We start from the raw sequence: 21,399 nt of genomic DNA on the forward strand, positions 1-21,399 counted from the left end.
GCTCGGAACCAATGCATCTGATGTCATTTCGGTTTTCTGCTGTTGAGCTAGAAAACTTTACTACTACCGATGGAGACCAAAGTGTGAGTCGGGAAGACCGGTGCCTTACGTAACCCGCGACCTTGATGCTTGGCGAGATGCCAACAGGGGTTCAGCCAGAGGATTGAGCGCTCGGAATTCGAGCGGGGCGCCCCACACCCGATGATCCAATCCGGGTGCTTGATGACCTTTACCTGGTTCTACCAATGAACTTGGCGGGGCGCCGCTCGGAAAGTGGTTTCTGGTGCGGTTACCGCGGCAGGACGTTGGCATAGCGCCCCGAAATAGTTTAGCCTTTGCCCTCTCCCGGAATTGTGTGACTCGGAAAGTGGTCCACGCCATAAGCTATTCCTAGCATGCCAATGCAGTGGGAAGACGACCTTCAGCGAGCGTGCGGAGCCGGAACTCCGCGCTATCCGTCTCGCGCTTGAAGGAGAACCGCAGCTGTTCCAAGCCTGCCCGCCCCCACGTCCAATCCTTGCCGCAGGATCCGAGCAGCCACGCGTGGGACAGGCGTTCCGAAAGCATTTCGTCGGTACAGGACACGATGACGGTGTGAGGGAACTCAGGCGACAACAACTCTACAGCCACTTGTAGGCCCTCCTGGGTCGTTGCAAGAAACCCATAGGTCGGCCAATCCTCAAACGGCAGCCGATCCCTTAAGGAAAGTATCATTCCTTTTACGAAACGCAAGCTAGTTTCTGGCGAGCGCGACTACGGTCCGGCCAAACGTGTGGTCGGACGCAAGCGCCACGCTGTGCTACGCGGACGGCCGCCCGCTCGTGGCGCGGGTCTCCATCGCCGACCTGCGTGAGAGCCACCGTGGCGCCGCCCTGTTGGGGGACTCGCGCGGGCTCTTCACCTTCCTGACCCACTAATTTGCAAGCTACGCTTACAGAGGTGAGAATGTTGGTGCGGCGATGGCTACCGTGGTCGCCACATCTGCCAGCACGCTCATGCAGGTCAGGTCACCGGCCAGAGTCGAGCTTGAAGGCAGTATCAGAGAGGTCTGCGGAACTTCCCTGAACGCTGCAGTTGCGACACCACCTCGATCAGCTCGTTGCAGTCAACCGTTCAAAACCGCTTCGCCCCGTGAGGATTAAACGGCGAGATCCGAACCGCACGAGGGGCAAAGCGCGCTTCCGCGTGCGACCAAGGCGCGTGTGCCAGGCCATTGCCAGAGCACGCCGAGCAACTCCCGACACACGTTTTAGATGCCCGCCCAGCATCTGCTTACCTCGGGTTCGCCGTGTGAAGTTTAAAGTCCCTTACCGAACTTCCGATTGCAACATCGGGCGCAGTCAGTATGAAAGTTTGAGCCCGTTATTTTGGAAACTTGGCGATACCAGTCAAAGTCGGTGTTCTGGAAAATCGCCGTGGTACTATTCAGCAGGCCTGGCGCTCTGAGAGCCGAGCACCGCTGGAATTTTTAGATTATCTTCTCGGGTAAGCTATGATAGAGAGGTAAGTCATGGGAGTCTTGACTAATTTCGCGGGCCCATGCAGAGCTCCTGAGTCGAAAAGGAGCGAGTCCCCAGGCTCGAGATGATAGTCGTGATTTGCGTGTCGGTATATCACCTCTCCGGTTAGCATAAAGATAAATTCTACGCCTACGTGGCGGAAACTCGTGTAGGCCTCGGCGTCTTCTTTTAGAGTGATCAAGTAAGGCTCGATGACGAGTTCGCCGCGCAAGCTAGCGCCAAGCAACTCGTAAACATGCCCGACTTTCGTTCCGCTGCGCTCAATAACAACGCCCTGATCGCGTTTGACGTAGGAGCAGTCTCTATTTTCCTCGAAGGCCGAGAACAGGGCCGTGATGGGTACGTTTAGCGCGCTGGCGATCGCGTTGATCGATGAAAGCGACGGAGATATTTGCCCATTCTCCATCTTAGAAACCATGCCAGGCGATATGCCGGCCGCTGCGCCCAAATCGGCCACCGAAAGATCACGCTCGCGCCGAAGTAGACGAATTTGGTGGCCTAAAGCCTTCTCGAGAGTCCGTCTCTCATCGGTAGGCGCGTTGGACGCGGTGTTCAGCATGTCGTTAGTTGGTCCAGTCCACGAAATGAAGCGACCCGCGAGGGTACCACTAGGCCGCGAAACCATAAAGTTCGCGGTTAGCCGCGGATGAGTGAGAGCCTGACACCGGCCATGGGGCTGCCGTGATCCGTTTGGCAGTGCGGCGGCGCGTAAACGCCTGATTTTGCTGCGTAACAATCTGAGCGGGCCCAGTGCGCGTGCCCAGACACATTGATGCTGCGCATGCGCGGGATCGAAGGTCGACCTCAGGCCGAGCTCGGCTGCGCGTCAAGCTTGCAGCTGCTTGTGGGCCGCAAAACCAAGGCTGCCCCCGGCGTGGTCTGAGGGTAGAGTGTCTCGGAGCGAACACCGGGGCGATCCCGCGACTGAGCACCGAGCAACGTGCCGTTGTCAGTGCATCACGACGCACCGACCCCACGCATTCGTTCCTTGTAAGAACACTCATTTCCATTTAAGAAACATCGAGTCGATTTCATCCTCTTGCTCAAGGGAGGCTCGGGGAGGTTGATTATAGGAGAATTTTCAATTCAAACTCCATTGCATGTCAGGGAGTAGCAGAACCGTTGAGAGACTCGGGTAAGCTCCACGAGCGTCGTAACTGAGAGACAGCCTTGATGGACGGCCGCTCAGGTGGCCGCAACATACATTGATTGGTTTGGGGCACGAGGCGCCCCTAATTCCGAGGCCTTCCCTAGAACCTGTCACTCAAGAAGAGCATCAGCATGTCGGCCAATCAAGCAGGTACTCCTATTGAAGGCGATCACGCGGACATGCTGCGAGATGCGCTTTCAGGACTGATGCACCAGCCGAAGACTCTTCCAGGAAAGTATCTTTGGGATGATATCGGATCCGATCTCTACGATCGTATTTGTCACAATGAAGGATATTATACTAGCCGACAAGAGACAGAATTGTTATTGTCGATAAAATCTGATGTTTCAAGGCGGATTGGTCAAAGCGCAACTGTTGTTGAATTCGGGAGCGGCGCAAGCCGTAAAATTCGCATTCTTTTGAACGCTTTGATTCAGCCAGATACCTATGTTGCCATCGACATCGCCGGTGAATACCTAAACGCAGCAATCCAACAGCTCAGACCTGAGTACCCACTCATTCGAATGATCCCGGTTTGCGCCGATTACACCGAAACGGTGCATTTGCCGCTGAGCTTGTCCGACCGTGCGGTTCTAGGGTTCTACCCCGGCCCGAGCATTGGAAATTTTCATCCCAACGACGCGAGAACTTTTCTTGAGCGTGCAAGGACAACACTTGGCTCAAGTCTCTTTCTAATCGGTACAGATGGAACGCAGGATACCGAGCGGCTAAACCGAGCCTATGCGGGTCCGGACGGCCTAATGGCAGCCTTTCACTTGAACGTACTCGCACGCTTAAATCGCGAGTGCAACGCGGATTTCGATGTCGAGAATTTTGATCACAATATACGGGTTCTTCGTGATCCTAATCGAGTAGAAGCGCACCTAGTGGCACGTAAATCGGCGGAGTATCGCCTCGGTGGTCAGACAATAACGTTTGAGGCGGGAGAAAGCATACTTACTGATACATCGTTCAAATACACCCCAAAAGACTTTCATGTTCTCGCCTCCAGGGCTGGCTGGAAAATAATTGATTTCTGGCAGGACGATATTGGAAGCTCTTGCCTGCACCTACTTGAGTGCTAGGCGAGGTAAGCGTGTGAGAAGTAGGACTGGGGTTGTGACAGAGCATGATCGCATTCTCAGCCTTTTAGGCGAGGCAGAGCTTTTGGACCAGATCGCTGATGCCTTCACGAGGGCGGGCGCAAGGAATGCGATTGAGGGCAGGCGAGCCTCTGCTCGTAACCTCCAGCGCGTTGGCCGCGATCACCGCATTAGAGCTATGCTGGCTCGTGGGCCCGCTGCTGGGCTGTTAGGACATGAGTTGCCCGAGGGCGAGGCCTGAATTCGTTGGGGCGAGGCAAACACAGGACATTTGCAGCTCACTGGTAAGAGCGCCCTGTGATTTGCAACTTTCGACTTTGTAAGCCAGCGATATCTTTGCGACGCGCGATGGTTAGCCCTGCAGGCACGCCAACTAACAAATGAAGAAGGCTCATTCAGAGATTGATTCCAAAAGGAAGATCCGATGTCCGAGGGATTAGCGGCGCGCACGATCGCGGCGGCCAACGGCGTGGCCCAGGATGCGGCCTTTGGCGCTGTCATCGCGCCGATCCACCTGTCGACGACCTTCAAGTTCCCAGCCTTCGAGCAGCCTGGACCCTACGATTACTCGCGCCTCGGCAATCCGACGCGGGACGCGCTGGCCGACACGATCGCCAAGCTCGAGGGCGGCGCCCGAGCCGTGATGGTCGCGAGCGGCATGGCGGCCCTCGACCTCGCCCTGTCGAGCCTGCGGCCGGGCGACCTGCTCGTCGCCCCCCACGATTGCTACGGCGGGACGCACCGCCTGCTCAGCTTCCGCAGCGCCCGGGGCCATTACCGGGTGGCCTTCGTCGACCAGACCGATCCGGACGCCCTCGCGGCGGCGCTGGCCGAGCGGCCGAAGGTTGTGCTCGCCGAGACGCCGAGCAACCCGCTGATGCGGGTCGTGGATATCCGCCGCATCACCGCGGACGCGAAGGCCGTGGGCGCGCTGGCGGTGGTCGACAATACCTTCTTGTCGCCGGCCCTGCAGCAGCCGATCGCCCTCGGGGCGGATCTCGTCATCCATTCCACAACCAAGTTCCTGAACGGCCATTCCGACGTCATCGGCGGGGCCGTGATCGCCGCCGACAAGGCTGTGGGCGAGGAACTGGCCGCCTGGGCGAACACGATCGGCGTCACCGGCTCGCCGCTGGACGCCTATCTGACCCTGCGGGGCCTGCGCACCCTGTTCGTCCGGGTGGAGCAGCAGCAGGAGAACGCCGCGGCCCTGGCCGCCTTCCTCGACGCGCATCCCGCGGTGTCCCGCGTGCATTATCCGGGTCTGCCCACGCATCCGGGACACGCCCTGGCCAAGACCCAGCAGGCGGGCTTCGGCGCCATGCTGAGCTTCGAGCTGGCGGGCGGGCGCGACGCGGTGAAACGCTTCGTCGCGGCGCTCCGGGTGTTCACGCTGGCCGAGTCGCTGGGCGGCGTCGAGAGCCTGGTCGCCCATCCGCCGACCATGACGCATGCCGCGATGGATCCGGATGCTCGGACGATCGCCGGCATCACCGATGGGCTGCTGCGCCTGTCGGTGGGGCTGGAGGCCGAGGCCGATCTCCTGGCCGACCTGTCGCGGGCCCTGGAGGCGGTCGCCAGCACCTGAAATAATCGAGTGCTGCGGTGGGGTAGAGGATGCCTGCGAAGCTGAGGCGGCGGGCGGCCGGCAGAAGCGATCGGTGAGCGCGTGGATCTTCGTCGTGCGTCCGCCAGCCAGAACTGATCCATGGTCTCCACCTGCAGGAGCCCTGAGTGTCTGTCCGGCGACATATTGAGTGATGTGAGGAGTTTATGATTCAAGGCAGCCTGTATGGAGGCTGCCGATGTGGACGACCGAGAACCGGGCTCGCTACGATCGAAGCGAGCTTCGGTATCCGAGCGACCTGACGGATGACGAGTGGGCGCTGATCAAGCCCCTGATCCCTCCAGCCAAGCGTGGCGGCGGCAAGCGCAGCGTCGATCTGCGGGCGGTAGTGAACGGCCTGATGTACGTGGCTCCGCACCGGCTGCCAATGGCGGGCGATCCCAAAGGATCTGGCGGCGTGCTCGACGGTGCACGATTACTTTGACCTTTGGGACTATGACGGCACGCTGGAGCGGATCCATCACACGCTCTACGTCGCCTGCCGGGAACGGGTGGATCGGGAGGTCAGCCCGACGGCGGCCATCATCGACAGCCAGAGCGTGAAGGGCGCGGAAAAAGGGGGCGCTCGATCGACCCGCCCGGCTACGATGCGGGCAAGAAGATCAGGGGCAAGAAGCGCCACATCCTGGTCGACACCCAGGGCCTGCTGATGCACGCGCTCGTCATCCCGCCGACATTCAGGATCGGTAGGGCGGCGTACTGGTGATGGCCACGCTGTTTGGCCTCTACCCGTTCCTGCTCAAGCTTTTCGCCGACGGCGGCTACCAGGGACCGGCCTTCCAAGATGGCCTTCGCAAGGTCTGCCGCACCCTCACGGTCGAGATCGTCAGGCGCTCCGATCAAGCCAAGGGCTTCGCCGTGCTGCCCAAGCGCTGGATCGTCGAGCGAACCATCGGCTGGCTCAACCGCTGCCGCCGTCTCGCAAAGGATTGGGAATGCAAAAGCCGGAAAGGACGAGCGTTCGTCCTCTTGGCCTCCATCCGCCTCATGACACGAAAGCTCTGTCAGAAAACATCATGATGCCGGACAGACTCTGAGGCACGCCTTGGGCCAGCGCGCCACAGTTATGGGTCCGAACGCACGCCGCTCATATCGGCGCATCGGCCCACGCACCTTTCTGACAGCACTCGCCCGGGGTGGAATTGTCTTCTCAAGGCAGCGGGTAGACTTAACAGCAAAGGGCCGCCGGGGAGGCGGCCCTTATCTTCGTCAAGCTTGCAGTTTAGGTCACGCGGCGCGCACAGTCTCCAAGAAGCGGTTGACTTCGATGGAGAGGTGCTCGGATTGGCGTGACAGCTCGGAGGCTGAGGCAAGAACCTGACTGGCAGCTGCACCTGTCTGATCGGCCGCTCCCGCCACCCCAGCGATGTTCGTGGTCACCTCGCTTGTGCCGGCCGCGGCCTGAGCCACGTTCCTCACGATCTCCTGCGTCGCCGCACCCTGCTCCTCAACAGCGGCCGCAATCGACGTCGCTATGCCGCTGATCTCCTGGATGCGCGCTGTGATGCTGCCGATCGCGGACACCGCTTGGCCGGTCGAGCCTTGGATGCGGCCGATCTGCGCGGAGATCTCCTCAGTGGCTCGGGCGGTCTGACTGGCGAGCTCCTTCACCTCGGCCGCGACCACCGCGAAGCCGCGCCCCGCCTCGCCGGCGCGTGCTGCCTCGATCGTCGCGTTCAGCGCCAGCAAGTTGGTCTGGCTTGCAATGCCGCTGATCAGTGTCACCACGTCCCCGATCTTCGTCACCGCCGCACTGAGATCCTGTACCAAGTCAGCTGTCTGCACTGTCTCATTGGCTACCGCCTGGGCCAGCTGAGCGGATCCATAAACCTGCCGACCGATCTCCTGTACGGAGGCGCCAAGCTCCTCAGCTGCAGCCGCCACGGTGCCCACGTTCGAGGCTGCCTCCTCGGCAGCGGCGGCCACCGTCGTGGATTGGCTGGCGGTCTGTGTGGCCGTGCCCGCCATCCCTTGCGCCGTCGCCTGCAACTCCGTGGCTGCCGAGGTCACCGTGCCGACAATGCCGCCCACAGCTCGCTCGAACTCGCCAGCCAAGCTCGCCATCAGCTGCTTGCGACCGGCATCTGCGAGGGCCTGCGCTGCCGTCTTTTCCTGTGTATCAGCCTCTGCCTGCGCGCGTAGCCCGTCGCGCAGACGCAAAACGGCTTGCCCAACGAGGCCCACCTCATCTCGGCGCTCTGCCTCAGGCACGCTCGCCTCGTAGTTGCCCGCAGCCATGCCGCTGATCGTCTGGCCGAGCGCACGGATGGGAGTACCCACGAGGCGCTGCATCAGCCCAAACAGGACGCCACAACCGACCAGCACGCAGCCAACCGAGATGCCGATCAGGATCCACTTCGCCTGGTCACCCGCTGCCGTGAGCGTGGCAACTGGCACCGCAGCGACGATAGCCCAACGGTCCTTCGTCTCTCCGGCCTGGATAGGCTGCGCCATGTAGCGCCAGGTTGTGCTGTCTGGCCCTGGAGCATCGACCACGATGTTGGTCCCTTCCGTGATGGCTTGCTTTGCTACCGCAGCGGCAGAAGTATCCACCTGCCCCAAGGGCTTACCAGCAGACTTGCTGTCCGGATGAGCCACGCTGATCCCGTTTGCCGAAGCAAGGGTCAGGTAGCCGGTTCCGAACGGCTTCACGGAGGCAAGGGCAGTATTCAGGGAACCCAGGTCGATGTCGATGCCGCCTGTACCGAGGTACTTGCCATTGATCGTGATCGGCGCGCCGAAGGACATCATGACAACGTCCTTGCCGGCAACCGGATAGATGTAAGGCTCCACCGCGACCAAGCGGTTGAGTTTCTTTGGCTGCTGGTAGTAAGCGCCATCGGCTTCGGTGTCGTACCCTGCGAGGACCTCACGTTTGACTTCGCCGCTGCCGCGGTTCCAGTACGGGAGGAAGCGGCCAGAGGCATCCGATGACGATGTGCCAGCGAACTCCATGTCATGGCGGTCAAGAGCGTTCGGCTCCCAACCCGTCCATGTACCGATCAGGCTTGGATTTGCGGTGAGCAAATCGCGCAGTGCCGCGTCATAGACAGCTCGATCCTTGATGCCGCTCTGACGCATTGCTGCGGCCGTAACGGCGATGTTCTCAGCGGTTTTAGCAGCAACGGCGAGCTGAGCGCGGACCTCGCGAGCTTCGTTCGAGAGAGTTTCAGACTGTATTCTCGCAGCCTGTTCCTCGAACGACGAGCCGATACGCTGCGTGAGAAATATGGTACCAGCTGCGAAGACCGCAGCTAAGGAGAGACTGCCGGCGAAGGCAGCCTTTAGCGGAAGCGAAGCCATGCTTGGAGAGCCCCTGGGCAGTAAAGAGCAGCCGGAACATTGTGCGGCATCGTTGTTACGCAGGAATTAAGAATTCCTCAGGGGAACGATCTATTCTCGTTGCAACGACACCTACGGCAGCATCGCCTGGCCCCGGGTGATCCTCCCAATCAGCCCGGTGCAAAGCCAGCCGGTCAGGTCAGCCTCAGCCGGATCGGGAGCCAGCTACCCCAACTGCTTCGGGATGGAAGGCCAAGGTCAGGTAGCCACTCTTGGAGGCATGCTGCTGCGGTCCGGTATCGGGTGTCAGGGTCGGCGCGCGGACGAACGGTACATAGGTGCTGGATTAAACACCCAAGGATGATGCCTAGTGGGATGTGCAAACCCGAAGCATAGCCTCCAGCCCCACTCCCCTCCCGTACGCCGCCATGGCGAGCGCATCCCGGACAAAGACGCGGCCGTTCCTGAAATAGGCTCTCACGCCGAGTCCACCCGGAGCCGGCCCGGCATTCGTGTCCCTCACCCGCATGGGCACCACGTCTGAGGCCGTCCCGTTTGAAGCCCGCAGCCGGGTCCCCTCACCTGCTGGTCGTCCCGCGTTTGCCAAAGCCGGTTTTTGAATGCGGCGCTGGATGTAGGCGCGGGCAACGGGCGCGATGCGGCACGCTCAGCAAACTGTCCTTGGTCCGGCCGAACGCGATGGCGGGGCTGTTCCGGCGAGCGCTGGTCCTGAGGTCGCCGGGGACAGCCGAGCCCATCCCCTCGGATCGTTGATCAGCGCGTCACAACACGAAGCGGATGAAGCGGTCATTCGCCCATGCGCGTTTTAGCGAATGGTAGCTTTCGCGAATAGGCGCGTTCCATCGCTCGACCAAGGTCCGCGAGCGAGGACTTTGTTGGAACCGTGCCCTCGCCGACCTAAAGCCGTATCTGCACACATTGGAACGGTCCGACGCGACACGGCCTCGTGCGATGTTTCTCTACTCACGTGCGTCCCGCGCCGCCTGAGCGTTCTTGGTCGCCTGGGAGACGCTGCCAATCTTGGCAGGCTGCACGGTTTCGCGGGTGCGCTTGTTCTCGCTCCGCCTCATGCCTGAACGACTGGTTCGGTACGCGGGTGCACGGTGACTGCGCGCGGCATTCTTCAGCCCGATCGCGCGGCGTGCGGTCTCCTTCAGGGCATCCCGGGCAGCGACCGCGCGTCGCCGGGCTACTTCGCTGTTTACGCGCTTCAAGGCGCTGGCGAAGACCTGCTTCCTGCGTGCAGGCTTCTCGACATTGCCCGGGAAGCTGCCGCCCCGCTGCTCGCCCTTGCCGCGGATGGTTCGCCGCAGATCTCGGGCGAAGGTACGCTCCTTGGCGCGAAGATCGCGGATGCGTCGTTGAGCATCTGACAAGGCGTCATCGGAGATGGCGTGCAGTGCGGGATGATGGATCTGCGCGAGCATTTCAAACTCGTCGTGCGTTATGAGCGCCCGCTCGGCTCTGATCGACATGGACATGGGGCTACGGCCTCCTCATCGACGCGCGTTCAAGCGTGAGTGGAATCGTGAGTTTTAGGCCCTCACCACTGAATGTCGCGTGCGGTCTGTCTGCTCGTCGCGGCAACCCGCTCGGGCATCGCTCTAGCGTCTGCCGCCTAAGACTCTGCCGCGCTTCGAAGTGGCGTTCCCCTTCGCGGCGCCGGCGGCCTTCATCTGGTCCGAGACGAACTCGACTTTGTATTCCGAGACCTTGTCCCGCAACCAACGCTTGGTGTGATGCTCCTCCAGGTCCCGGGTCGGCTGTCCGATCTTCTCGAACAGCTCCTCGAGGGATATGAGCCGGTCCGAGAGGCCGGCCCGCACGCCGAAGCGCATACTGGCCGAGTCCGGACCACACAGGATCCATCCATCGCTCCTTCCCAGGGCGTGGATCCACAGGTCGCGCTCGCCGTCGTCGAGGACGCCGAGGCCGGCGTGTTCGGCCTGACGCTCGAGGCGCTCGGCTCTCGTGACGGGATGGATCATCACCTCGGCACGGAACTCCTCGGGGTCGATGATCTCACGGTGCTGGTAGCCGGTGCCGGCCTCGCTCGCAACTTCCTCGACGGTCTCGACCTGGTAGCGATGCACGAGCGCCTTCCAGCCTCCCGCATCCGCACAGGCCGAGATGGCGCAGTTGTCGACCAGGACGATCTGTCGGGCGGAGGCCATCGTGCGCCGGCCCCGCTCAGACAGTCACCGGGACTGGCACGCCGTGCGACGCGAAAATCTCCCGCAGCTGTTCCCGGGACTGCCCGAGGATCTTGACCGTCTTACCGACGGACAATCGACCCTTCTCGATCGCGTTGGCGATCGTGGTCACGAACGTCCTCGAGAACAAGGGCGGCATCGTATCAGCGACCTTGGTCGAGGCCGGTGCGATCTCCCCACGTTTCGCCTCTGCGCTCAGGAGGCCCAAGGAGACCAGCCGCCAGAACAGCGCCGAGACCGAGACATGGAAGTAATTGGCGGCCTCGCGCATGCGAGCGGCGCGTTCGGCTTCGCCGAGCCCCCGCCACTCACCGAAACGCTGCAGGAAGCGACGCGGCATCAGGAGGGCCCTGGCGAACGCGTTGGCGAGCTGCTCGACGCGGTTCCCGCCCTTCTCGACGGCCGTCTCGATCGGCTTCGGGGGCATCGTGTCCCAGGTCAGAATGTGAAAGAACTCGTGGGCGAGATCGAAATTCCGACGTCCCTCCTTCTCGCGTCGGTTGACGAGAACGGCGTCCAGCTCTGGCAGCCGGCAGGCCGCACCGGATATGCCCTCGTCCATGTCGACCATCAGCACCAGGATGCCGAAATCGTTCTCCATGACACGCGGAAGCTCGAGTGCTGGGATGTCGTTCATCTTGTAGTCGAGAGCGATGCGCTCGCCTTCCGCCTGCGCCTGCTCGTAGGTCGAGTTCTCCCATAAACGCAGGCTGCGCCTCTCCGCCGGACCGAGCCGGTGGTCCGCCTCGCACAGCGAGCGATAGGCCGCCAACCAGCGACCCGCCGAGGCTTGGTAGGCCGTAAGGGCTTCCTTGGAGCACGCCGTCTGGCGCCAGCTGAATTTCCCCTCGCCAACCAACCGAAACGGGTCGGTGAAGTAGTCGGGATCGAGCCCGAAATGGTCGATCAGGATGCTGAGCTCCTCGGCTTTCGCCCGGCGCTCGCCGTTCTCGATGTTCGAGACGCTCTGGTGGTCGGCCAAGCCTAAGAGCTCGGCAACGCGGCTCTGGTTGACCTTTTGTTCCTCGCGCATCGCCCGGAGGCGCAATCCGATCAGAGGGTTTGTCATCGCTCACTCCCTGGGACCCATGTAATCTTGCAAAACGCGATTTGCAAGTTTTATGACGCTGTTCGACTGGGGCCCTCGGCTGCAGCGCCGGCGGCTGTCGGCGCGCGTGAGCCCGAAGAAGAGGCGGCCTTGCCGGCCCCTCCCCTCTTCGTTCAGCTCTCAGGCGGCGTGCGCGAACAGCACCGCCTCGAGCTGCTGGGTGACGGGCGCTTCGGTAAGGTGGAAGGTCGAGTTGCGGGCTGATCCTTCCCTGCGCACGATCCCGAGCGTCTCCAGCGCCTGCATGGTGCTGCTGGCCTGTGTCGGCGCCGTGGAGGCGCTGACCGTGTGCCGGAGCAGGTGCTTGCGGATAGCCACGTCGACGTAGACCTTGTCGGAGGCGCAGGCTTTGGCGTCCCCCCGGTGAACGGGATGCCAGCCCTCCGCATCTGGAGGAGCGAGACCATGCAGGCCCGGTTGATCGCGTTCGACACCGCACCGTCCACGAGCCCTCTCACCGCGTCCGCGACCTTGTCGACCGTGTAAACGTTGTAGCGGGAGCCGTCGTGGAGCGTGCGGTTGATGAAGGCGGGGTCCACGTTCGCCGCGAGCATTACCCGGGACGTGTCATTCCACATCAGGGCCTTTCGCACCTTTGACAGCGTCTTGTGGATGTTGTGCGATGCGCCGTGCTTCTCCGTCTCGAAGGCGGAGCGGGCGTCGATCGCCGCCGTGATCTCGGCGGTCATACCTTGGACGGCGAGTTCGTCGTGAGAGAGCATCAGTACCCGAAAGTCCTCGACCTCCTCGATCGGCTGAACGACGATCTCTTCGGTCTGATCCGCGCTCGGCTAGCGCTCCAGGGCGCCGATCTCTTGGGCGAGCGCCAGGGAGGCAACATCCTCGGGTTGGATCTCAAGGGCCGCGAGCGCGGCGTCGCGCTCCTCAAGGCCCTCGGCGGCGAAGGTCGGGGTGGGTGAGACGGCGCGTTCCTCGCGGCCCCTGCGGTTCCCGCGGTCGGCGCAATCTGAAGTTTGGGCACCGAAGTCGCCGGCGCTCAGGACAGTCTGGGCGGCGGCCTTCTTGGAGCTCCTGCGAGTCATCTTGTCGAACCCCTTGTTTCGTGAAGCTCTACGCTTCGTCTCGACAAGTAATTCTATAGATGTTCCACAAAGAGCCTGATAATGGGACGTTGTGGGGCGGGCGACCTGCCGCCAAGTCATCCCAAAACTACGTCTTGGCTTCCCACGTTTCCATGACAAACAACGCCATGGTGTGCGCGGCGTGCACGGCTAGCCTGGCATGCCGTGGCTCAATTTTGTACTTGCGTTGTTCCTCGTCGCCCTTTCCATGAGCCGATCCCTGATGTGTTCGCAGTGCCGCGATACCGTCGGCTAAGCTGTAGAGGCCCTGCAAGATGCGTCTCAGGTCATCGTCGGCGACGCTGCCGGGACTGAGGCCGAGGTGGCGGGCAGTCTCGGGCCAGACAGCCCCGAGCCCGCGCAGCTTCGGCGGGGTAATGTCCCGACTTTCAAGATATGTTCGACAGACGCTCTCGAGGATGGCGCAGGCGGCCGTCAGAGCGGCTGGCGGATCGGTGGAGATCGCCAGATACGCCCGGTTGTACTCCTCTTCGATCGCGGCCACGCCGTGGTCTTTGAGCTTGTCCGCCAGCGATCGCGAAGGTTCCGCGAGCGTGTGGCCGATGATGCGGCCGCCGCGGGTGTACTTCAGGCCCTCTTGCCCGAGCGCTTCCTGCATCCGGTCGCGGTGCGCCGGCGGCTCTGGCGTATCGGCCTCCTTGAGCCAAGGAGGGGGAGCCCGCTTGATCGGGTCCACGTCCATCATCTCGGCGATCAGCCGGCCGAATGACCAGAGCGGATCTGCGAGAGTCTCGTTGCCGCTGCGCAGCCAGATCTGACACTTCCGAACTTTGTTCCCAACCGGCGGATCGCCCGGGAATTTGGCGCTCATGAACAGGCCGTCCAGGTCGGTATGCGTGTAGTAGTCGGCGAGGACGTCGGAGGCTCTTGCTATGATCGAAGGAGGAATCTGCGCCATCGCGCTGCGTCGCCGTTCTGTCGGTTCGGTGAATTTGGAACGGGCATGGTTGCCCCGGCACACGCGACTGTCCAGCGGCGGGCCAAGAGCATCATGTGGAGGACGGCCGTTTGGCCGGGGCTGCTGGTCTCGGCGTACCGGACGTTGGTAGAAGGTCGGCACACGCATCGCAGGCTCGAATAGATGTACAACCTTTTCGTCTCGGGGAACGACGAGGCCTGGCACGGCGAGCCCTTCGAGATCGAGCTGTCCCGGTGCGTTCGGGAGTACACCGCACCGGACATCTCCGAGCGGTACGGCAGCCTCGACCGGCAAGCGGTGGCCGCGCTCAAACGGCTGCCCTGCCTGTTCGCCTATGAGGCCGTGCACGAGCTGCCGCCCCACTTCGGGCGTATCGTAGACGTGACCCGACGGCATAACGAAGTGCGGGTCGAGTACCGGCTCGAGCCGGTCAATCCGTTCCTGATCCAAGACGACCTGGCCGGCATGGAGTTCGAGCTCGAGATCGGCAAGATGGAGATGAACCGGACCCACTGGGCCGTGAAGGAAGCCAACCTGGTGCGGGAGCTTGCCCGCAAAGGCATCCCTCTCCCGGATTGGGCCCAGCGGCCTCGAATCAACATCTCAACGCATCAGTTCGAGGTCGCCTTGTCGTTTCCGGGCGAGGAGAGAAAGCTTGTCGAACAGATCGCAGCCGAGTTAGAGCATGACCTCGGTCCGGATCGATGCTTCTACGACCGTAACTACACCGGCCACCTGGCCCGGCCGGGGATGGATATCCTGCTGCAGGGCATCTACCGGGAGCGATCGAAACTGATCGTCGTGTTTATCAGCGGCAGCTATCAAGCCAAAGATTGGTGCGGCGTCGAGTTCCACGCCATCCGAACTATCATCAACAGGCGTGAGGGTGACCGGGTGATGTACATCAAAACCGGCGAGGGTTCGGTCGAGGGCGTGCTGCCCAACGATGGTTACGTCGAGGCCCGGCACTATACGGCGCGGCAGCTTGCCGAGTTTATACAACAGCGCCTGGACGAGCTTGAGATGTGAGGCTCGCCAAGGGGACGTACCATACGGGCCGCGGTCTCCGCAGGAGTGCGGTCAATGGCGGTGCGAGGCTCAGCCACGGCTGAAGCGGCTCGATCTGGTGTTGTCCCATGGGCCGGCGGGGACGAGCGCGAGCGCCGCTATGAACGTGGGGATGGCGAGCAACCCCTTCGGAGTCAGCGTGAACGCGACCCGCCGCACGAGGGCGTCGACACGCTCCCAAGCATCGTCGTCCTCGACAAGGAGCGCCATGCCGGCCATTACGAGAGCGCGACGCAAGTGACCACCATGCTCGTCATCCCCCGCCGATAGCGGCGGGAAGACCGAGCTCGGGCTTTAGTCCTTCAGTATGGAGCGAAGCCGCTCGCGGCCATCGGCATGAGACGGCGGCGCACGCAGAGCGGCGTGATGCTCGGTCAGATTGCGGATGAGGGCTACGGCGAGCAGCACCATGCCCCAGGTGCCTTCCGGAGCGACGGCCCCAAATGACCCGAAAGTGGAGCGCGAGAAAGTCGGCCCCGGCATCAGCAGGGTGATGGCTTCGCCGAGGCAGACGAAGGCCCCGACCCACTCGGCCTCGCGGCGCTGGTGAAGCCCCTGGAACTGAAGCCCGGTTACGCCTGCGCCTCCGCGGCGTCGAGCTCGGCCACCAGGTCGAGGTCGAGGATGCCGGTCAAACCACAGCGGGTGCAGGTGACGGCGACCGTGCCGGAGCTGGCCTCGGTGCCGGCCGGCCACACGGAGCCGTAGGTGGCAGGGTTGACGCAGCGGGCGACGGCGAAGGAGACCTCGGCGACGGCTTCGGTGCTGGTCGTCGAGAACGCGGTGGCGATGTCTGAAGTGGGGCAGTGCACGGTACGGGCCTTGGGAGCCGCCGACGCGGCTGGGATGCCGAACGGCGCGCGCCCTTGGCCAGTTCCGGGCCACGCAGGACCAGTGGTTGCCTCGGTTTTGGTCCCGCCCCAAACGACCGCGCCAAGGTTCGGTTGCCTAGCTCACTCGTCCTGAGAGGGAAGGCGCGCCCATTTCACACGTTTCATAACGGGGAACGCTCTCCCCTGGGCCCAGAGGGCCCATAGAGGGTCGCGGCCGTTCGAGCCGCTTCACGCCTGGCTTCGCAAATAACCGGCAGAAAGGCGCCTCTCAGGGGATGGCGCATGCTGCTGCTCTCGGTACACGCGGAAAGCGGAAGATGCCCTGTAGCAAACCTAACGCAGGCGAGCCTGCGGGGGAGGCCTACGTACTTCCCCCACATTCCGTTACAGGATCGCCCCGTCCGCGTTACAGGACGAGGACGTAACGGGGCGCTCCTCAACCATACGAACGCCCTCCTGCAGGCAGGTCCCGAAGCTGGCAATTACGTATTCCCGGCCAGGGAAGCGTTCACCTCGGCACGACTCGGCACTTGCCACGATTCGCCGGGTAGCGATCTCATGTACGGGACGACGGAGGCCGCCATGACCGCACACGCCATCGCCAGCACGTTCGACAGCGGCCTGCAGCGCCTCGTCGGGCTCGCGTTCGACATGCATCAGGATCGCGCCATCGCCCGCCAGGAAGCCGCTTACGAGCAGCGCGAGCGGTCCATGTCCGCGGTCAGCCGGGTCGCCGCCCGGGTTCGAGACGATGCGGCCACCATCGCGGCCCTGCAGGCGGAGGTCGCGCGGCTGCGCGCGGAGAGCGATCAGTGGCGCGTGCGGGCCCTAGGCGCTGAGGGGCGCCTGGAGGATGTCGCCGGTGCCCTTCGGACGCTGAGGGGTTCGCGCCGCGCGGCATGACGTCGGCACGTGTGCGCACGACAGTGTGTGCACGTGTGCTGACGATGTGCGCACAGGGCAAGGCACAACCCTCTCAAGCAAGAATTCACACAAAAAAGAAGGGCCGCCCCGGATGCCGGGGCGGCCCTGTTCGTTTGCGCTGGCTGGGTTGGTCAGGCGGCCTTGAGGCCCACCGGCTCGGGCTGGTCGTTGATGAGATCTTCGAGGATCGCCAGGGCGTGCTCGTGAGGCGTCGGCTCCCGGACCGGGTTAGGCCCGATGTCGGCCTTGTGGACCTTGCCGATGTAGCGGATTTCGTTGCCGATTTTTGCGAATCCGGCCTCGACGCGCGCCTCACGGCACAGGGGCATCTCGGGGATCGCCCGGACGCCCAGGACGTGCTCGCCGATCCTGCGCGGCCCGTGCTGCGTCAGCCGGTGAAGGTCAGCGGCGGAGAGCCGCGAGGCCCACCGCACGATGTCGTCCGGGAGTTCGGCCATCGACGGCGCCGGGTGGCGACCGTTTGAGAGCCTCGATAGGGCGAAGTCGAAGACGACCTGGCCGGCGTCGACCGAGACGAGCGACAGGGGCGCGCCGCCGTCCGCCGGGGGCGTGGCCGCGACCCGCTCCATGGCCTCCTCGACGTCGTCGCCGGCGGGCGGGGGAAAAAGGTTCGGCAGGAGCGACTTCGCCACCCATTTCCCGCCTTCCCAGACGGTCTTGGCCATCGCGGCCATCATCATCATCGCGAGGACGGCCACCTTCCTGAGTGTGCGCATGTCGTAATCCCTTCCCTGTACGTGCGTGGTCCCGAACACCATTCTCCGCGCACGTATGCATCCCACCAGAGCGCACGTGCGGATTATTCAGGGGCCCCAGATCCTCGCCGCGGCGGCCCGGGCCTCGGGTGTGTCCGACCGGGTGATGGGCAAGCCCGCATCGGTCATCTCGGCGTGGCTGGGCGCACGGGCCCAAACCTGTAACCGGGTCGCCTTCTCGATCACGGCCCAATAGCCACCCCATTCGGTGCACGTGCCGGCCTCGTAGCCGTGCCCCTCGCGCATCCGGATGCGCGTCGTCTCCAGGGAGAGCCCCGCGGCCAGGGCGAGCCGGCGGTGGCGGCGGGCTTCGGCGCCGGCCGGGTCGAGTTCGTCGGCCGCGACATCCTTCTCTACGTGCGTGAGGGAGCCGTCGGCGCCGAGGCGGTGGACCTGATGCGATCCGCCCCAGGGCCCGGCGCCGCGGGAGGACGTCCCGGCCGGGGTCGAAACCAGCAGCGTGCCGGGCTCGGCGTCGACCTCGTGGACCGCCACCATGGCAAGGCCGCTCCCTTCGTATCGGACAGGTCGCTGTGGAAAACTATTGGCGACGTGGCCGGTGGCGCGGTCGGCGAGCTCGGCGCCCCAGAGCCAACGCGAGGCGTTCATGCGGACTGTGATCATTCGACGGTTATAGCCAAGACACTGGCCGATAACAAGCAATCCTCGCCGTTAACCACGATTACCCGCCGCTCTTGCACGGATTAAGTGGTATCATAAAGCCACCAGAAACACTACCTTTGACGTGTTTATGGTGCTTATATTCGATCTGCCGTCAGAACTATTGTGATCGAGCACCTCGGCGCGCATATTGTCGTCGTCGCGACTTCAAGAGGCCGCGGGTGCAAGGGCGAAGAACAACAAGGGCGCTGTCGAGCGTGTCGGTGCGGGAGCGCCTCGTGCACGCCTGCGCGGCGGTCGGCGGTCAGCGGCGGTGGGCTCGGATGCACTCCGTGTCGCCCTCGTACGTCGGCGCCGTCGTCTCCGGCGATGCCGAGCCCGGCCCGAAAATCTTGAGCGCCCTCGGGCTGCGTCGTGACGAGCCGACCTACCGCGCCGTCGAGGAGACCACCGATGCAGACCAGTAAGCCGCTCAGGGCGGCGGCGTCCTACCGCGCCGAGCGGAAAGCCGCCGCGCGCATGCTCGCCAAGATCAACAAGGTGCAGGGCGCGCCCTCGCGCCAGGTCGCCCGCGACGTCGAGCGGTTCGAGGCCATGCGCCGCGTGTCCCGCGCCACCGTCCACGGAGGGAAGGCCTGATGCGCACGGCATTCGGGGATGGCCTCGTGGAGCTCGACGCCCGCGAGACCCGCGCCCGCCTCGCCGAGGCCCTCGCGGCGGTGAAGGGGCACGCCGGTTTCGCTGCAGGCCCCAAGAGCAAGGCGCTGCAGGACGCCGTCGGCAAAGTCGAGCGCTCGCTCCTCATGGCCTCGCGGGAGGCGATCCACGTCCTCGCCGATGCCCTCGTGGAAGCCGACCGGCCGCCCACCACCGCGACCGTCGCCGAGGCCCACGCCGCCATCGTGGCGGACCTCGACCGCGACGCGCCCCCGGCCCCGACGCGATCAGGCTCGCCCCTGCCGCCCCTTGGCCGGCCGTGCGTCACCGTCCCCCCGCCTCGGCCGCGCCTGCCGCCCCGGCCCTGAGATCCCCGTCGCGCGCCAGGCGGCAGTGGCGTCACCGAGTGTCACCAACCCAGAAGGAGCGCCCAGATGCGCCAGATCCAGTTGTCCAGTCTCCGCCATGGCCACCACCCCGACGCGCCGGCCGGCGTCGTCAACGTCCGCCAGGTCGGTCGCGATGCGGGCCTCGAAGCCCTCGCGGCATCCATCCTGAGCCTCGGGGTGCTCCAGCCCCTCGTCGTCGTCCCCGGGGACGCGGGCTTCCACTACGTCGTCGACGGGAACAGGCGCCTGGCCGCGCTCGAATCCCTGCTCTCCGAGGGGAAGCTCCCGGCGGACGCCGAGGTGCCCGTGATCGTGCGGGACGCCGGGACGGCCCGGGAGGCGGGCCTCGCCGCGAACGTCTTGCAGGCCCCGATGCACGAGGCCGACCAGATGCAAGCCTTCGCCGAGCTCCGGCGGAACGGCCTCACCGAGAAGGCCATCGCCGCCAAGTTCGCGCAGCCCGTCGCGACGGTCCGGAGGCTGCTCGCGCTCGGCGGCGTCTCGCCGGCGGTGCTCGACGCCTGGCGCATCGGCAAGGTCCGCACCGATGACGTCAAGTCATTCACGCTGGCCTCGCACGTCGACCAGGACAGGGCGCTCGCGATGGTGCTGGCCGACGGGAACACCTGGCGTGTCCGGGAGTACCTCGGCTTGGTCGACGACGTCGCCCACTTGCTCGCCTACGTCGGCGCGAAGGCCTACAAGAGCGCCGGGGGCCACGTCGTCGAGGACCTGTTCGGCTCCCGGGACGCGGTATCCGACCCGGCGCTCCTCAGGCGGCTGGCGGACGAACGCCTCGAAGCCGAGTGCGAGCGCCGGCGCCGGGATGGCTGGGAATGGGTCGCGAAGGCCAGCGACCTGCCGCCGGCGTGGCTGTATACTTGGCCGCGCCTGGCGCCCCGCTCCAGGCCGCTGACGGACGCGGAGCAGGCACGGTTCGACGAACTCGTCGCCTTCCTCGACAGCGAGGAGGGCGACGGCGTCACGGACGAGCAGTTCCACGCCACAAACGACGAGGCCGCCGCGATCAAGGCCGCCGCCCGGATGCCGCTGGACTTGGAGGACCGCGCCCGGTCCGGGCTCGTCGTGACGCTCGGGCGAGACGGCAAGATCAGCGTGGACGAGTACGTCGTCCGGCCCCAGGACACCCCGGCGAAGGTGCCGTCCGACGCGCCGGCGGCCGAGCCCGAGCCGGAGGAGAAGGGCCTGTCCTCGGCGCTGATCGACCGCCTCGCCGAACAGGCCACAGTGGCGGTGCAGGCGGCGCTCCCGTCCTCGCCGCGGGCGGCGCTGGCGATCCTGCTGGCGGGGACGCTCAGCGAGAGCCGCGGGGCCGGCCCGGTCCACGTGACGCTGGGCGGCCTCGGCGGCGCGCAGGCCCAACTCCACCAAGAAGGCCGGTACGACCAGGTCCTCGCCGGGCTGCTGACGAAGACGGTCGACGAGCTCCTCGACGTGGCGGCCGCGGTGGCCGGGCGCGCCGTGTCGCTCCGGCACTACGACCACAGCGCCCCCGCGGACCGGCCGGCCGCCTTGGCGCTGATGGGTGCAATCGACGCGGACGCCATGACATCGGCCCTGGGGGAGGCGTTCGACGGCGAGGCCTTCTTCAAGGCCATCCCGAAGTCCGCGATCCTGCAGACCATCGGTGACGTGCTCGGCGAGGACATCGCCCGGCGGGTCAAGGACCGAAAGAAGAGCGAGCTCGTCGAGATCGCGGTCGGCTCCGTCCTGCCCACAGGCTGGCTCCCGTCCGAGATCCGCCACCCGGCCTACTCGGGCCCGGGCGCGTCCGTCTCCCCCGCCGAGGTCCAGGCCGCGGCCTGATCGGTCACCCCGTCGCGCGCCAGGCGGTCAGTGGCGCCCCCATCATTCGAGCATCCCAGAACAGGAGAGCGCACCGTGCGCCAGGACAAGAGCACACCCAGGATCGACGAAGCCGACATCGCGGACGCGCTGCGGTCGTCCATCGGTACCGCCAGAAGCGTCATCTCCGACCTGGAGGACGCCGGCTTCGTGATCATGCGTAACCCCGGGGCGACCTCGCCGCGATCAGCGAGGCGGTCCGGACGGGGAACTGGAGCC

The 21,399-nt window shown here is 64.4% G+C and carries 21 protein-coding genes and 2 pseudogenes; 11 read left to right on the top strand and 12 right to left on the bottom strand.

The features are described from left to right. Positions 1-770 precede the first annotated feature (770 nt). The gene (locus tag A3862_RS31380) at positions 771-917 is read left to right on the top strand and encodes a hypothetical protein (RefSeq protein WP_164706338.1); all 147 of its coding nucleotides are present in this window, start codon (positions 771-773) and stop codon (positions 915-917) included. 556 nt (positions 918-1,473) lie between these two features. On the opposite strand, the gene A3862_RS04625 is transcribed toward A3862_RS31380, so the two are convergent. Next, on the bottom strand, positions 1,474-2,079 hold the full coding sequence (locus A3862_RS04625) for a helix-turn-helix domain-containing protein (RefSeq protein WP_111473302.1): 606 nt from the start codon (positions 2,077-2,079) through the stop codon (positions 1,474-1,476). 722 nt (positions 2,080-2,801) lie between these two features. On the opposite strand from A3862_RS04625, the gene egtD reads away from it, so the two are divergent. After that, on the top strand, positions 2,802-3,755 hold the full coding sequence (gene egtD, locus A3862_RS04630; protein WP_111473303.1) for an L-histidine N(alpha)-methyltransferase: 954 nt from the start codon (positions 2,802-2,804) through the stop codon (positions 3,753-3,755). A gap of 442 nt (positions 3,756-4,197) precedes the next feature. Continuing rightward, on the top strand, positions 4,198-5,361 hold the full coding sequence (gene metB / locus A3862_RS04635; RefSeq protein WP_111473304.1) for a cystathionine gamma-synthase: 1,164 nt from the start codon (positions 4,198-4,200) through the stop codon (positions 5,359-5,361). A 48-nt stretch (positions 5,362-5,409) separates the two neighbouring features. Here the strand turns inward: metB and A3862_RS32565 are convergent. Next, positions 5,410-5,505, bottom strand: a pseudogene (locus A3862_RS32565) (IS5/IS1182 family transposase); the annotation flags it as partial. Positions 5,506-5,578: 73 nt separating this feature from the next. Here A3862_RS32565 and A3862_RS04640 point away from each other — a divergent pair. Continuing rightward, positions 5,579-6,420, top strand: a pseudogene (locus A3862_RS04640) (IS5 family transposase). Between the two features lie 207 nt (positions 6,421-6,627). Here A3862_RS04640 and A3862_RS04645 read toward each other — a convergent pair. The 5 genes from A3862_RS04645 to A3862_RS04665 all read right to left on the bottom strand — a co-directional run bounded on the left by A3862_RS04645 (position 6,628) and on the right by A3862_RS04665 (position 12,342). Continuing rightward, complete coding sequence (locus tag A3862_RS04645; protein WP_111473305.1) at positions 6,628-8,703, bottom strand: methyl-accepting chemotaxis protein; 2,076 nt, start codon at positions 8,701-8,703, stop codon at positions 6,628-6,630. 959 nt (positions 8,704-9,662) lie between these two features. Beyond that, complete coding sequence (locus A3862_RS04650) at positions 9,663-10,184, bottom strand: hypothetical protein (RefSeq protein ID WP_124262929.1); 522 nt, start codon at positions 10,182-10,184, stop codon at positions 9,663-9,665. A 123-nt stretch (positions 10,185-10,307) separates the two neighbouring features. Then, a complete protein-coding gene (locus A3862_RS04655; protein WP_111473307.1) occupies positions 10,308-10,877 on the bottom strand; it encodes a hypothetical protein in 570 nt (189 codons plus the stop codon). Between the two features lie 16 nt (positions 10,878-10,893). Beyond that, on the bottom strand, positions 10,894-11,985 hold the full coding sequence (locus A3862_RS04660; protein ID WP_111473308.1) for a helix-turn-helix domain-containing protein: 1,092 nt from the start codon (positions 11,983-11,985) through the stop codon (positions 10,894-10,896). 159 nt (positions 11,986-12,144) lie between these two features. Beyond that, positions 12,145-12,342: a hypothetical protein gene (locus A3862_RS04665; RefSeq protein ID WP_111473309.1), complete on the bottom strand. Its 198-nt coding sequence runs from the start codon at positions 12,340-12,342 to the stop codon at positions 12,145-12,147. A 311-nt stretch (positions 12,343-12,653) separates the two neighbouring features. Between A3862_RS04665 and A3862_RS31005 the strand changes: the two genes are divergently transcribed. Next, positions 12,654-12,944: a hypothetical protein gene (locus A3862_RS31005; protein ID WP_124262930.1), complete on the top strand. Its 291-nt coding sequence runs from the start codon at positions 12,654-12,656 to the stop codon at positions 12,942-12,944. Between the two features lie 250 nt (positions 12,945-13,194). Here A3862_RS31005 and A3862_RS04680 read toward each other — a convergent pair whose 3' ends face one another. Next, positions 13,195-14,025: an abortive infection family protein gene (locus A3862_RS04680; protein WP_164706339.1), complete on the bottom strand. Its 831-nt coding sequence runs from the start codon at positions 14,023-14,025 to the stop codon at positions 13,195-13,197. Positions 14,026-14,208: 183 nt separating this feature from the next. On the opposite strand from A3862_RS04680, the gene A3862_RS04685 reads away from it, so the two are divergent. After that, the gene (locus A3862_RS04685) at positions 14,209-15,075 is read left to right on the top strand and encodes a TIR domain-containing protein (RefSeq protein WP_111473313.1); all 867 of its coding nucleotides are present in this window, start codon (positions 14,209-14,211) and stop codon (positions 15,073-15,075) included. A 69-nt stretch (positions 15,076-15,144) separates the two neighbouring features. Here the strand turns inward: A3862_RS04685 and A3862_RS04690 are convergent, their stop codons facing one another. Together A3862_RS04690 and A3862_RS32430 are read right to left on the bottom strand one after the other, a co-directional pair. After that, positions 15,145-15,324, bottom strand: a complete 180-nt coding sequence (locus A3862_RS04690; protein ID WP_124262931.1) for a hypothetical protein — start codon at positions 15,322-15,324, stop codon at positions 15,145-15,147. Between the two features lie 362 nt (positions 15,325-15,686). Continuing rightward, complete coding sequence (locus A3862_RS32430; protein WP_261341611.1) at positions 15,687-15,926, bottom strand: hypothetical protein; 240 nt, start codon at positions 15,924-15,926, stop codon at positions 15,687-15,689. A gap of 603 nt (positions 15,927-16,529) precedes the next feature. On the opposite strand from A3862_RS32430, the gene A3862_RS04700 reads away from it, so the two are divergent. Then, the gene (locus A3862_RS04700) at positions 16,530-16,850 is read left to right on the top strand and encodes a response regulator receiver protein (RefSeq protein WP_111474300.1); all 321 of its coding nucleotides are present in this window, start codon (positions 16,530-16,532) and stop codon (positions 16,848-16,850) included. A gap of 152 nt (positions 16,851-17,002) precedes the next feature. Here the strand turns inward: A3862_RS04700 and A3862_RS04705 are convergent, their stop codons facing one another. Further along, a complete protein-coding gene (locus A3862_RS04705; RefSeq protein ID WP_111473315.1) occupies positions 17,003-17,608 on the bottom strand; it encodes a hypothetical protein in 606 nt (201 codons plus the stop codon). 87 nt (positions 17,609-17,695) lie between these two features. Further along, complete coding sequence (locus A3862_RS04710; protein ID WP_124262932.1) at positions 17,696-18,256, bottom strand: hypothetical protein; 561 nt, start codon at positions 18,254-18,256, stop codon at positions 17,696-17,698. A gap of 344 nt (positions 18,257-18,600) precedes the next feature. Here A3862_RS04710 and A3862_RS32330 point away from each other — a divergent pair, with 344 nt between their 5' ends. From A3862_RS32330 to A3862_RS04730, 4 genes are all read left to right on the top strand, one after another. After that, positions 18,601-18,735, top strand: coding sequence for a hypothetical protein (locus A3862_RS32330; protein WP_257791606.1), 135 nt, complete (start codon positions 18,601-18,603; stop codon positions 18,733-18,735). Beyond that, entirely contained in the window at positions 18,722-18,907 is a 186-nt protein-coding gene (locus A3862_RS04720; protein ID WP_111473318.1) for a hypothetical protein, read from the top strand. Before A3862_RS32330 ends, A3862_RS04720 begins: the two co-directional genes overlap by 14 nt. Next, the gene (locus A3862_RS04725; protein WP_111473319.1) at positions 18,907-19,293 is read left to right on the top strand and encodes a hypothetical protein; all 387 of its coding nucleotides are present in this window, start codon (positions 18,907-18,909) and stop codon (positions 19,291-19,293) included. The genes A3862_RS04720 and A3862_RS04725 overlap by 1 nt, the downstream gene beginning before the upstream one ends. A 66-nt stretch (positions 19,294-19,359) precedes the next feature. Beyond that, a complete protein-coding gene (locus A3862_RS04730) occupies positions 19,360-21,141 on the top strand; it encodes a ParB N-terminal domain-containing protein (RefSeq protein WP_111473320.1) in 1,782 nt (593 codons plus the stop codon). Positions 21,142-21,399 lie beyond the last annotated feature (258 nt).

It is taken from the genome of Methylobacterium sp. XJLW (assembly GCF_003254375.1).
GTDB lineage: Bacteria > Pseudomonadota > Alphaproteobacteria > Rhizobiales > Beijerinckiaceae > Methylobacterium > Methylobacterium fujisawaense.